The 11,774-nt window shown below is 71.2% G+C and carries 11 protein-coding genes and 1 pseudogene; 8 read left to right on the forward strand and 4 right to left on the reverse strand.

Features of this window, described 5'->3' with window-relative positions:
- Nucleotides 1-52 precede the first annotated feature (52 nt).
- Both EYA84_RS16410 and EYA84_RS33855 read right to left on the reverse strand, forming a co-directional pair.
- Nucleotides 53-1,159 carry a J domain-containing protein gene (locus tag EYA84_RS16410; protein ID WP_161594982.1) on the reverse strand — a complete coding sequence of 369 codons (1,107 nt, stop codon included), beginning with the start codon at nucleotides 1,157-1,159 and terminating at the stop codon, nucleotides 53-55.
- Nucleotides 1,160-1,407: 248 nt separating this feature from the next.
- A pseudogene (locus EYA84_RS33855) lies at nucleotides 1,408-1,515 on the reverse strand (MerR family DNA-binding transcriptional regulator); the annotation flags it as partial.
- 64 nt (nucleotides 1,516-1,579) lie between these two features.
- On the opposite strand from EYA84_RS33855, the gene EYA84_RS16420 reads away from it, so the two are divergent.
- Nucleotides 1,580-2,383 (forward strand): aminotransferase class IV family protein, encoded by an 804-nt coding sequence (locus EYA84_RS16420; protein WP_131053949.1) that lies wholly within the window; start codon nucleotides 1,580-1,582, stop codon nucleotides 2,381-2,383.
- Nucleotides 2,384-2,431: 48 nt separating this feature from the next.
- On the opposite strand, the gene EYA84_RS16425 is transcribed toward EYA84_RS16420, so the two are convergent.
- A complete protein-coding gene (locus EYA84_RS16425; RefSeq protein WP_131053950.1) occupies nucleotides 2,432-3,784 on the reverse strand; it encodes a pentapeptide repeat-containing protein in 1,353 nt (450 codons plus the stop codon).
- Between the two features lie 149 nt (nucleotides 3,785-3,933).
- Between EYA84_RS16425 and EYA84_RS16430 the strand changes: the two genes are divergently transcribed.
- Both EYA84_RS16430 and EYA84_RS16435 read left to right on the forward strand, forming a co-directional pair.
- Nucleotides 3,934-4,737 (forward strand): TerC family protein, encoded by an 804-nt coding sequence (locus EYA84_RS16430; protein WP_131053951.1) that lies wholly within the window; start codon nucleotides 3,934-3,936, stop codon nucleotides 4,735-4,737.
- Between the two features lie 235 nt (nucleotides 4,738-4,972).
- Nucleotides 4,973-5,872: a triacylglycerol lipase gene (locus EYA84_RS16435; RefSeq protein ID WP_131053952.1), complete on the forward strand. Its 900-nt coding sequence runs from the start codon at nucleotides 4,973-4,975 to the stop codon at nucleotides 5,870-5,872.
- A 184-nt stretch (nucleotides 5,873-6,056) separates the two neighbouring features.
- Here EYA84_RS16435 and EYA84_RS16440 read toward each other — a convergent pair whose 3' ends face one another.
- On the reverse strand, nucleotides 6,057-6,929 hold the full coding sequence (locus tag EYA84_RS16440) for an aldo/keto reductase (RefSeq protein WP_131053953.1): 873 nt from the start codon (nucleotides 6,927-6,929) through the stop codon (nucleotides 6,057-6,059).
- A gap of 293 nt (nucleotides 6,930-7,222) precedes the next feature.
- On the opposite strand from EYA84_RS16440, the gene EYA84_RS16445 reads away from it, so the two are divergent.
- From EYA84_RS16445 to EYA84_RS16465, 5 genes are all read left to right on the forward strand, one after another.
- Nucleotides 7,223-7,591, forward strand: coding sequence for a YciI family protein (locus EYA84_RS16445; protein WP_117227117.1), 369 nt, complete (start codon nucleotides 7,223-7,225; stop codon nucleotides 7,589-7,591).
- Between the two features lie 255 nt (nucleotides 7,592-7,846).
- Nucleotides 7,847-9,295, forward strand: coding sequence for a pyruvate kinase (pyk, locus tag EYA84_RS16450; protein WP_131053954.1), 1,449 nt, complete (start codon nucleotides 7,847-7,849; stop codon nucleotides 9,293-9,295).
- Nucleotides 9,292-10,179, forward strand: coding sequence for an acyl-CoA thioesterase II (locus tag EYA84_RS16455; protein ID WP_176094844.1), 888 nt, complete (start codon nucleotides 9,292-9,294; stop codon nucleotides 10,177-10,179). Before pyk ends, EYA84_RS16455 begins: the two co-directional genes overlap by 4 nt.
- A gap of 60 nt (nucleotides 10,180-10,239) precedes the next feature.
- On the forward strand, nucleotides 10,240-10,701 hold the full coding sequence (locus EYA84_RS16460) for an Rrf2 family transcriptional regulator (protein WP_131053955.1): 462 nt from the start codon (nucleotides 10,240-10,242) through the stop codon (nucleotides 10,699-10,701).
- A 206-nt stretch (nucleotides 10,702-10,907) separates the two neighbouring features.
- Nucleotides 10,908-11,774 (forward strand): sulfite exporter TauE/SafE family protein (locus tag EYA84_RS16465; protein ID WP_131053956.1); only part of this gene is annotated, 867 nt, incomplete at its 3' end.

Consider the following 11,774-nt stretch of genomic DNA (forward strand, 5'->3'; position numbering starts at 1 on the left):
CGCCGCCGACGACGAGGTGTGACCGCCGGGGCGGCGCGCCCTGCGGGTGGCCTCACCGCAGCCAGCGTACGTGGGCTCCGACGAGGCGGATCACCTGTCGCCAGGCAGTGTTGACGGGGCCGGACGGGAACGAGCCGAGCTGGCGACGTGCCTTCCACCCGGTGAGCGGCCGGTCCGCCACGCGCATCAGATCGTCGAGCCTGTCCAGCGGCGATCCCACCCGCAACAGTGTGCGTACGTCGTCCCACTCGAACGCCTCCGCCACCTCCATCACGAGGTCGCGATGGGTGATGAACAGACGCGGCACCCATTGCGCGATCGGGAACCTCAGGTTGTAGACGATCAGGTCGAAGTCGTACGACTGCTCCTCGTCATCGTCGCGCATACCCGTTCTGAGCACCCAGTTCATGAAATCGTCCCAACCGGGTGCGGTGGCCAATTCGTGGGCTCCGGGCTCGGTCAGATACCGGTGCAACGATTCCTGTGACCGGAACAGCAGCAGGTGACCGTCGGCACCGGGGAAGACGGCCTGCTCTTTCTGTTCGTCGGCGTACGCCCGGAGTGTGTATCCTTCCTCGCCATTCGGCAGGGACACGGTGATCGGGCGGATGACGAGTGATTCCGGTAGCTCCACCGGGTCGTACGACGGGTGGGTCCACCGGGCCGAGGGATGCTGGCGTTCGCGGGCCTCCCGCTCGCGTTCCTGCCGTTCCTTTTCCCGCGTCTCGCGTTCGCGGGCCTCTCGTTCCTCGGCCGCGCGCTGCCGCGCCTCCCGTTCCGCGGTGGCACGCCGGCGGGCATCGCGTTCCTGCGCCTGGCGTTCGTAGGCATCGCGCTCCCGTTTGCGCCGCTCCTGTTCCTGCTCGAAGGTCTCGCGCTCAGCGGTCCGACTCTGTTCACCACCGGCCCAGCTCTGTCCACCACCGCCGGTCCGGTGTTCGCTCGTGTCGCGGCCGTGGCTGTCGAGGAGCAGTTTGTACGCCGCGTTGATCTGCTGCATCTGCCGGGTCGCCTCGGCCCGCACATTCTCCGGACTCGACTGGTGCCGGTCCGGATGCCAGACCTGCACGAGAATGCGATATCGCTCCCGAATCTGCGTCGGCGTCGAATCCTTGGTGACGCCGAGGAGGAGGTACGGATCCTGGCCGTCAGGAAGCATGTATTCGCCGGTTCTCACGAGTGCGGGGCATTGGCTGCGGCGATGGTAACAGTGTCCGTCGATCCGCGCGGCCGCAGCTCACTCGACGAGCGTGGCACCGTAGCTGTTCGACACGCCGCGCCGACTCCTGCTGCACTGCCACAATCGCAGGCCGACGTCGACCCCCCCGCAGCAAGTCAACGGGTCAGGGCGACAGGGGTGTCGGCGCATCGTCCTGCGAGGAGCGGACAGGCACGGTGGGTCGTTCGGCGGTGGCCGGCACCGATCCGGTACGAGGTGAGCAGTCCCTGCTCCTCGTAGTAGCGCAGGAGCCGGGGGCTGACGCCGGTGAGGCGCGACAGTTCGCCGATCTTCATCCCGATGTGATCTGCCCCATCCGCACTGGAAACTGACACTGATGTCAGATCGTACGCTGCCGATATGACGTACTTCGTTGTGCAGCGCGACGGCCGGACGGCGACCGCTGAGGACCTGGCACCGCTGGCCTTCGCGGGCCACGCGCACTTCACCGCCATGCAGGTACGCGGGGGCCGGGTGCGGGGCCTCGACCTGCACCTGGAGCGGCTGCGGTCCGCCTCGACCCGGATGTTCGGTCGGGTGGTGCCCGACGAGCGGGTCCGTGCCCACCTGCGGGCGGCGCTGGAGCAGAGCCCGGACGACGTCTCGTTGCTGGCCACCGTGTACTCGTCGGCGGGCGAGTTCACCCTGCCCGGTCCGGACGACGAACTGTCGGTGCTGGTGCGGACGGGGCCGGCGGCATCCGGGCCGCAGGGGCCGCTGACGCTGGCGACGGTCGGGTACGACCGGGTGCTTCCGGAGGTGAAACACGTCGGCGAGGTGGCCAAGACGCATCTTCTCCGTCAGGCCGTAGGGCGAGGTGCCGACGACGCCGCGTTCGTCGACCGGCGGGGACGGTTGAGTGAGGCGACGATCTGGAACCTGGCCTTCTGGGACGGTACGTCGGTGGTGTGGCCCGACGCGGAGATGCTGGGCGGGACCACGATGGGCATCGTCCGCCGCCAGGTGGACCGACTCGGCGTCCCGCAGCGCGTCCAGGAGGTCACCGTCGCCGACCTGCCGAGCATGGCGGGGTGCGTGGTGATGAACTCGTGGACGCCGGGCGTGGCGGTACACCGGATCGACGCGGTGCCGCTGCCCGACGCACCCTCCTTCCTGTCCCTGCTGCACCGGGCCTACCGGGCCGAACCGCTCACCTCGCCGTGAGGCAGGGGATCCGGGGCGGGGAGTCGAGGTCGGACTGCGCGACCCCGGTCACGGGTCGGTGAGCAGGAGCCAGTCGTCGTCCAGGGGCGCGACGGTGGTGCCGTCGGGCCAGACGTGGGCGGCGGACGCCGTCGCGCGGGCCCGGTCGACCCGGGGGCGGTGGGCCAGCGTGGCGGACTCGAAGCTGACCGGGCCACCGAAGCGGGCGCGACCGAAGTTCGCCGTGCCGGGGAAGCGGGCACCGGTGAACCAGGCGTCGGTGGCGAACTCGGTCCAGCGGAACAGGGCCAGGTCGGCGAAGAGGGTGTCGCGGAAGTCGGCGTGGCCGCCGAAGACGGTGTGCTCCATGGAGAGTCCGCCGAGGAACGACGCCCGGCCGAAGTCGGCACCGCCGCCGAACGTGGTGTGGTCGAAGGTCACCGAGCGGCGGAACGTGGCGCCGCGCCAGGAGGTCTCGCCGAGCACGGCGCGCCGGGCGGAGAGCCGCCCGCCGAACTCGGCGCCGTCGGCGTGCAGCCCGCCGGTGATCCGCGCACCGTCCAGGACGACCACCGCGTCGCCGGTGACCGCGTCCAGCACCAGCTCGTCGAAGGTGGCCGCCAGCACCAGCCGGCCACCGAGGCGGGCACCGCCGAACCGGGTGACGCCGGTGCAGGTCGCGCCGGTCAGGTCCGCGTCGTCGAGGGTGCACCCGGAGGCGTCGAGGTCGTGCAGGCGGGCGCCGGTCAGGTCCAGCCGCATACCGGGCCAGAACGCGTCGCCGTCCGCGCGCAGGTGCGCGGTCACCACCCGCTGCGCGGTACGCCGTACCTCCGACTCGCGCGCGTCGTCGTCCGGCGGCATCCGCAGGTACGCGCAGAGCACCGCCACGATGGTCGTGCGCTGTGCCGGGTTGTCCTGACCGAGGCGTTCCAGGGCGTGCAGTCCGCCGAGGCGTACCGCGGCGTTGTCGTTGCCGAGCAGTTCGACGGCCCGGGTGTACAGCTCGGTGAGTCGGCGCTCGGCGGCGTCGTACGCGGCGGCCTCGGCCTGCCGTTCCTGGTGCCGCTGCCCGGCCTCGGCGGCCGCCTCGACGTGCGCCTGCACCCGGTCGCGGTGTTCCTGGTCCCGTGCGGCGACGGTCTCCTGGTGTCGCTGCGCCCGCTCGTTGATCCACTGTCGGCGGGCGGCGAGCAGCAGGGCGAGCCCGCCGCCGGTGCCGGCAACCACCGTCAGGCCGGTGCGGATCGCGTCGATACGCAGGCCGGCCCGGGTGTCCGGTGCGGCGGCCCGGTCGGCCTCGCCGAGCAGCCAGTCCAGCACCCACCAGCCGAGCAGGGCGGCCACCAGCAGCCCGATCAGGACCAGCCACCACGGCATGACCCGGAGACGCTCTTCATCGGAGGGCGAGGTGCCGCGCACGGCTCACAGCATGCCATCGCGCCGCACCCTGCGCGGGTGCCGACCGCCTGGGGTTGCGGCGGAACCTCCGGCGCGGTACGCCATGCGTACGCAGATCCGCCGATGGCTCCGGGTGCCGACCCGGCGGCGGTCTGGAAGTCGAGGATGGAATGGAATTCCTGACCAGTCCCGAGCTGTGGATCGCGTTCGCGACCCTGCTCCTGCTGGAGATCGTGCTGGGCATCGACAACGTCGTGTTCATCTCGATCCTGTCCGGCCGGTTACCTGAGCACCAGCAGGCCCGCGCCCGGATGATCGGTATCTCGCTCGCCCTGATCACCCGTCTGATCCTGTTGGCCTCGTTGTCCTGGATCATCGGCCTGACCGCTCCGCTGTTCACCGTGCTCGGTCAGGAGATCTCCGGGCGGGACCTGATCCTGCTGCTCGGCGGGTTGTTCCTGGTCGGCAAGGCGACGTACGAGATCCACGAGCACCTGGAGGGATCCGACCACGCCAAGTCGGGCAAGAAGGCCGCCTCGTTCAGTGTGGTCATCGCGCAGATCCTGGTGCTGGACGTGGTCTTCTCGCTCGACTCGGTGATCACCGCGGTCGGCATGGTCGACGAACTCGCCATCATGGTGGCCGCCGTGGTGATCGCCATGATCATCATGTTGGTCTCGGTCAATGCGGTGAGCAGTTTCGTCAACCAGCATCCGACGGTCAAGATGCTCGCCCTGTCGTTCCTGCTGATCATCGGTGCGAGCCTGATCGCCGAGGGCCTCGACCAGCACATCCCGAAGGGCTACGTGTACGGCCCGATCGCCTTCTCGATCTTCGTGGAGTTCCTCAACCTGCGGGTCCGGTCGCGTCAGCGACGCCGACAGGAGAACCAGCCGGTGCAACTGCACCCGACGTACGTCAAGAACGGTCCGGCCCGACCCGAGCCCGAGCCGGAGAAGGCTCCGGCCGGCTGACGCCCGTACCACCCTGGACGCCGCACGCACCCGGCCGGTGCGTGCGGCGTCCGCCGTCCGGCGGTGCGCTCCGCTCTCCGCGGTGTTCGTGGGGTGGCGGCGAAGAGATCGCTACCCGCGCGTAACTTTTCATTGACGTTTCCGGATTGTGGCCCGCATCATCGAGGCACGGTCGATCGGACACCCCCACCGCCTCCACCCGGCAACCCCGGGATCCCCCTTGGGAGGTGCAGCGATGCTGCTCCGAAAGGCTGTCCCCGTCCTGGCCCTGGCCCTCGCCACCGTCCTGGCCTCCCCGGCCGCCGCCACCGCCGAGCCCGTCCCCGACACGTCAACGGCAGGTGCCGCCACCGATCGCTCGGTCCTGGCCGATACCGGTCCGGCCGGTTCTGACCCGGCCGGCTCTGGTCCGGCGGGTGCCGCCCCCGATCGCGGCGGCGCGGCGGGATCCGCCGACGGCCTGCGGGCCCTTGCCGGGGCCAACCCGGTCATCGTCGTCGGCGGGCTCAGCGGCTTCGCCGCCGTCTACGAACCGCTCGCCGCGCGGCTGCGCGCCGACGGGTACCGCGTCTGGATCTATCCGCTGCCGAACCTCGGGCTCGGCGACATCACCACGTCCGCCGGAAGCCTGCGCAGTTTCGTCGGCCAGGTCCGCGCCAGCACCGGCGCGGCCAGGGTCGACCTGGTCGCCCACTCCGAAGGCGGCCTGGTCAGCCGCTACTACATCAAGAACCTGGGCGGCGGGGACGCCGTCGGACGCTACGTCAGCCTGGGCGCCCCGCAGTACGGCACGTACGTCGCCAACATCGTGGCCTTCCTCGGCCTGGGCAGTTGTGCGGGAGTCGTCGCCTGTCAGCAGATGACGATCGGCTCGCCGTTCCTCGCCGCGCTGAACGCCGGTGACGACACCCCCGGTGACGTCCGTTGGACCACCGTGCGTACCCGGCAGGACGAACTGGTGCGCCCAGTCGACAACGCCACGCTGGCCGACGGGGCGACGAACGTGTTGATCCAGTCCCGGTGTCCACTCCGCGTCGTCGGGCACCTCGGCCTGGTGACCGACGGCACCACGTACTCCGTGATCCGCCAAGCCCTCCGCGACCAACCCGTCAACCCCGCCTGCCTGGCCCTCTGACCCCCGCCCTCCCACCCGCCCCGCCCTCCCGCGCCGCGCCCGTCCCTTCCGCCCCGCCGATCATGGAGTTGTGGTGCAGGAGTAGTGGTGATTGCCACCCTTTGTCCCTGCCGCAACTCCATGATCGGCGCGGTGGGCCGGCGCGCGGAGGCCGTGGTGCGGTGGGTCGTGGTGCGGGGGTGGGTCAGGTGGCGGTGGCGAGGGACTCGTACTCGGCGTCGGTCAGCTCTATGGTGGCGGCGGCGACGTTCTCCTCCAGGTGGGCCACCGACGAGGTGCCGGGGATCGGCAGCATCACCGGCGAGCGGCGCAGCAGCCAGGCGAGCGCGAGCTGGGCGGGCGTCGCGCCGTGCTCGGTGGAGATGGCGTCCAGCGGTCCGCCGGGGCGGGCCAGCTCGCCGGTGGCGATCGGGAACCACGGGATGAACGCGATGTCGTTCGTCTCGCAGTAGGTCAGCACCTCCTCGGCGCTGCGGTCGGCCACGTTGTAGAGGTTCTGCACCGAGACGATCGGCGCGATCCGGCGGGCCGCCTCGACCTGCGCGACGGTCACCTCGGAGAGCCCGATGTGCTGGATCTTGCCTTCCTGGCGCAGCAGCACCAGCTCGCCGAGCTGGTCCTCCAGTGGCACCTTCGCGTCGATGCGGTGCAACTGGTAGAGCGCGATGCTCTCCAGGCCCAGGTGGCGCAGGCTCAGCTCGCACTGCTGGCGCAGATACTCCGGCCGGCCCACCGGGCGCCACACGCCCGGGCCGCTGCGGGTCAGACCGGCCTTGGTCGCGATGACCAGATCGTCGGCGTACGGGTGCAGTGCCTCCCTGATCAACAGCTCGGAGACGAACGGGCCGTACGAGTCGGCGGTGTCGATGAAGGTGACGCCCAGGTCGTACGCCCGGCGCAGCACCCGGACCGCCTCGGCCGGGTCCTTCGGGTCACCCCAGACGCCCGGTCCGGTGATCTGCATGGCCCCGTAGCCGAGCCGGTCGACGGTCAGCTCGCCGCCGATGCGGTAGGTGCCGGAGGACTTCGCGGGTCGCGGGTCGGTGTCGCTCGCCATTCGCCGTTCCCATCGTGTCGTTCGTCGGTGACCACGTCGGTCACCCTGGAGTACACCTTTCCCCTGGTGCGGCGGTTACACCGGCGCGGGCGGGTACCCGATCGTGGCCCCACCGGAGGCTGACGACCAACCGGGCGGGCCGGGCCGGCTCCGAGGCCGACCGGGGTCGGATCCGAGTCGACCGGGGGCGAATCCGTTGAGCGGCCGGTGCCGGTCACCGGTGGCGTGAGACGCTCAGGAACACCGCCGTGCATACCACCGCAGGGCGCGGGTGAGCTGCGGAAAGGAACGTGATGGCAGGAGAGCCGCGGGTCGACTTCGCGCTCGACACGTTCGAGTGCATCGTGCTGTATCCCGGTGCCGCCGGGCGGGCGTTGCCGGCGGAGACCATCCAGCGCCTCCAGGCCGAGCACGCCGAGCACATGGCGGCGTTGCAGCGCCGGGGGATCATCCTGGTGGCCGGCGCGGTGGACGGCAACGACGCCCGGGAGCCGGATCCGCCGCTCGGCTTCGGGCTGGCGCGCACCGGCTCCGTGGACGACGTACGCAGTGTGATGGAGGCCGACCCGGCCGTGCAGGCCGAGCTCTACCGGGTGGACGTGATGACCTTCCTCTGCCCGGCGGGCTCGTTGGAGTTTCCGCTGGCCAAGACGGAGAGCTGAGGCGGGGACGGGATCCGCTGGCCGATCTTCGTACCGTGATGTCGCGAGCACTCTCGGTCACCGGAGTGGAGCGCCTCGCCGCCCATTGGTGTCAGGGGCGTACCATTCCGGCGCGCGGTCGCTGTTGCCCGCCGTTGACGTCCGGTGCGGCTTTCGCCCGCCGGCTGCGCGCGTTACGGCGCGCAGCGTTGGACAATCGTTCCGCAATGCGCAAGGGGTCGGCCCGTGGTCCGACCTGGAGGAGAGACTAGCCTGATGGGCGTGACACGCCGCGCGAAGATCGTCTGCACTCTTGGCCCCGCCACCTCGTCGCCCGAGCGCATCCGTGGGCTCGTCGAGGCCGGCATGAATGTGGCGAGGCTCAACTTCAGCCACGGCAGCCACGCCGATCACGAGTCCGTCTATCGACTCGTCCGGGAGGCGGCCGAGGCGACCGGTCAGCCGGTGGCGATCCTGGCCGACCTGCAGGGACCGAAGATCCGGCTGGGCCGGTTCGCCGACGGGCCGCACGAGTGGCGTACCGGCGACTCCGTCGTGATCACCGGCGACGAGATCCTGGGCAGCAAGGAGCGCGTCTCCTGCACCTACCGCCGCCTTCCGCAGGAGGTCAAGCCCGGTGACCGGCTGCTGATCGACGACGGCCGGGTGGCCGTCGAGGTCACCGACGTGACCGGCAACGACATCCGGGTGCTGGTCACCGAGGGTGGGCCGGTCAGCAACAACAAGGGCGTCTCGCTGCCCAACGTCGCGGTCAGCGTGCCGGCCCTCTCCGAGAAGGACGCGGCCGACCTGCGGTTCGCGCTCGGTCTCGGTGTCGACCTGGTGGCGCTCTCGTTCGTCCGCTCCGCCGACGACATCAAGCTCTGCCACGCGATCATGAGTGAGGTCGGCGTGCACCGGCCCGTACTCGCGAAGGTCGAGAAGCCGGAGGCCGTCGACCACCTGGAAGCGATCGTGCTGGCCTTCGACGGGGTCATGGTCGCCCGTGGCGACCTCGGCGTGGAGCTGCCGCTCGACGAGGTCCCGCTGGTGCAGAAGCGCGCCGTGCAGCTCTGCCGCGAGAACGCCAAGCCGGTCATCGTCGCCACCCAGATGCTCGACTCGATGATCGAGAACTCGCGCCCGACCCGCGCCGAGGCCTCCGACGTGGCCAACGCCGTGCTCGACGGCGCCGACGCGGTGATGCTCTCCGGCGAGACCAGCGTCGGCAAGTACCCGGTGCTCACGGTCAGCACCATGGCCAAGATCGTCACCACCACCGAGGCCGGGTCCATCGCCGTGCCGCGACTCCAGCACGACCCGCGTACCCACGGCGGGGCGCTGACCGTCGCCGCCTCCTCCATCGCCCGGGCCATCGGGGCCAAGGCGCTGGTCGCGTTCTCGCAGACCGGTGACACCGTGCGCCGGTTGAGCCGGCTGCACTGCGACCTGCCGCTCCTGGCCTTCACCCCGGTCCCCGAGGTGCGGCAGCAGCTCGCCCTCTGCTGGGGCGTGGAGACCTTCCTGATGCCGTTCGTGCAGCACACCGACGACATGTTCCGGCAGGTCGACCAGGCGCTGCTCGGCCTCAACCGGGGCAACCCCGGCGACCTGGTGGTGGTCGTGGCGGGCAGCCCGCCCGGCAGCCCCGGCTCGACCAACACGCTGCGGGTGCACCAGCTCGGATCGCTCGTCGACGCCGCCACCGCGAGGGCGTTGCAGTGACCGACGGCGAGGGGACCATCGTCGGCCAGGCCGCCGTCGACCAGCTGCTTGAGGTGCTCGACCTGGAGTCGACCGGCACCATGTCGTTCCGGGGGATGAGCCCCCCGGTCGGCCCGCAGCGGGTCTACGGCGGCCAGGTCGCCGGCCAGGCACTGGTCGCGGCCGGGCGCACCGTCGCCCCGGACCGGGTGGTCCACTCGCTGCACGGCTACTTCGTCCGCGCTGGGGACCCGGCCGAGCCGATCGCGTACGAGGTGGAGAACATCCGCGACGGCCGGTCCTTCTCGGTACGCCGCTCGGTCGCCCTGCAACACGGCAAGCCGATCTTCTTCATGTCCGCCTCGTTCCAGCGGCACGAGGAGGGGCTCGACCACCAGACTCCGGTCCCGCCGGACGTGCCCGCCCCGGACGCCGTGCCGACGATGTCCGACCGGCTGGCCCGTTATCCCGAGCGGCTCGGCATCTGGGGGCAGATCCCGCGCCCCATCGACGTACGCTACGTCGGCGAACCCGGTTGGGTACGCCCCGGCGACCGGCCGGCCGATCCGCACCAACGGGTGTGGATGCGCATCGACGGCAAACTCCCCGACGACCCGCTGCTGCACGCCTGCGCCCTCACGTACGCCTCCGACCTGACCCTGCTCGACTCGGTGCTCTCCGTGCACGGCGAGGTGTGGGGGCCGGGCGGGGTGGTCGGTGCGAGCCTGGACCACGCCCTGTGGTTCCACCGCCCGTTCCGCGCCGACGAATGGTTCCTCTACGACTGCGGCAGCCCGTCCGCCTCCGGTGCGCGCGGGCTGGCCACCGGCCAGTTGTTCACCGTCGACGGCCGGCACATCGCCAGCGTGGTGCAGGAGGGACTGCTGCGTCGGGTGGGCGAGTGAGACCGATCGGCCCAGGGGTGATCGTCCAGGTGGATCGGGTGGCCCGCTAACCTGTCCGGCATGCGACTCTCCGCTCGGGTGGACTACGCCCTCCGCGCGGTCACCGAGCTGGCCTCGGTGACCGGGTCCGGGCGCGGTCGCCCGGTGACCGCCGACCAGATCGCCCGGGCCCAGGAGATCCCTCCGAAGTTCCTGGAGAGCATCCTGTTGCAGATGCGTCGGGGCGGCATCGTGCAGGCGCAGCGGGGACCCGAGGGTGGCTACTGGTTGGCCCGTCCGGCGGAGGAGATCTCCCTGGCCGAGGTGATCCGGGTGATCGACGGACCACTGGCCCACATCCGTGGCCAGCGCCCCGAACAACTCGGCTACCACGGCGCGGCCCGCGCCCTGCAGGACGTCTGGATCGCCCTGCGCGCCAGCGAGCGTCAGATTCTCGAACTGGTCACCGTGGCCGACGTGGCCCAGGGCACCCTGCCCGAACAGGTGACCAAACTGGTCGCCGACCCCCGCGCCTGGACCTGATCCCGTCCACCAGGGCAGCCGACGCCCCTCATCGTGGCAGCGTGGGTGGTCCCGGCCCGGCGTGTCGTGCAGGTGCACTGCCACGATCGCGCGGGGCGCCGTGTCCGGGTGTCGTCCCACTGACCGATCAGGGGGTTGACCGGAGGGCACTGCGTACCGCATTCTCGACCAAGTTGATAGGAGATGCCGAAAAGTAGGGGGCGTCCGTGCGCAAGTTGCTCGTCATCGCACTGGTCGGGCTGGCCGCACAGCTGGTCGACGGTGCGCTCGGCATGGCCTACGGACTGACGTCCACGACCCTGCTGCTGGTGGTCGGCATCGCGCCGGCTGCGGCGTCCGCCTCGGTGCACCTGGCCGAGATCGGCACCACGCTCGCCTCCGGGGCGGCGCACTGGCGGTTCGGCAACGTCGACTGGCGGGTGGTGCGCCGCATCGCCCTGCCGGGCGCGATCGGCGCGTTCGCCGGGGCCACCTTCCTCAGTTGGCTCTCCACCGAGTCGGCCGCCCCCTGGATGGCCGCCATCCTGTTCACCCTCGGCGCGTACCTGCTCGTCCGGTTCTCCCGGCCGCTGCGCCGCAACCCGGCCGCGGGCCAGCTGCGCGGCCGTTTCCTCGGCCCGCTCGGGCTGGTCGCCGGTTTCGTCGACGCCACCGGCGGCGGCGGATGGGGCCCGGTCGCCACGCCGGCCCTGCTGGCGTCCGGGCGGATGGAGCCGCGCAAGGTGATCGGCTCGGTGGACACCTCCGAGTTCGTCGTCGCCTCCTCGGCCAGCCTCGGCTTCCTGATCGGCCTCGGCACCGAGGGCTTCCTGCTGCCGATCGTGCTCGCCCTGCTCGCCGGTGGTCTGATCGCCGCGCCGATCGCGGCCTACCTGGTGCGGATCATCCCGGCCCAGATGCTCGGCGCGGCGGTCGGCGGCGTGATCGTGCTGACCAACGCCCGCGTCCTGCTGGGCGCCGCCGAGGTGCCCAGCGCCGTGCCGGTGGTGGTCTACGTGCTGCTGGCCGTCGGCTGGGTGGCCGCGCTGGTGCTGGCGGTGCGGGTGCTGCGGCGGACCCGCCGCGAGGAGGCG

It is taken from the genome of Verrucosispora sp. SN26_14.1, from assembly GCF_004307965.1.
Lineage (GTDB): Bacteria > Actinomycetota > Actinomycetes > Mycobacteriales > Micromonosporaceae > Micromonospora.

Bases quoted from the DNA above. Each gene is read 5' to 3' on its own strand.
- EYA84_RS16410 (WP_161594982.1), bottom strand. From the start codon at position 1,159: ATGCTTCCTGACGGCCAGGATCCGTACCTCCTCCTCGGCGTCACCAAG.
- EYA84_RS16460 (WP_131053955.1), top strand. From the start codon at position 10,240: ATGCGACTCTCCGCTCGGGTGGACTACGCCCTCCGCGCGGTCACCGAG.
- EYA84_RS16445 (WP_117227117.1), top strand. From the start codon at position 7,223: ATGGCAGGAGAGCCGCGGGTCGACTTCGCGCTCGACACGTTCGAGTGC.
- EYA84_RS16420 (WP_131053949.1), top strand. From the start codon at position 1,580: ATGACGTACTTCGTTGTGCAGCGCGACGGCCGGACGGCGACCGCTGAG.
- pyk (WP_131053954.1), top strand. From the start codon at position 7,847: ATGGGCGTGACACGCCGCGCGAAGATCGTCTGCACTCTTGGCCCCGCC.
- EYA84_RS16430 (WP_131053951.1), top strand. From the start codon at position 3,934: ATGGAATTCCTGACCAGTCCCGAGCTGTGGATCGCGTTCGCGACCCTG.
- EYA84_RS16440 (WP_131053953.1), bottom strand. From the start codon at position 6,929: ATGGCGAGCGACACCGACCCGCGACCCGCGAAGTCCTCCGGCACCTAC.
- EYA84_RS16435 (WP_131053952.1), top strand. From the start codon at position 4,973: ATGCTGCTCCGAAAGGCTGTCCCCGTCCTGGCCCTGGCCCTCGCCACC.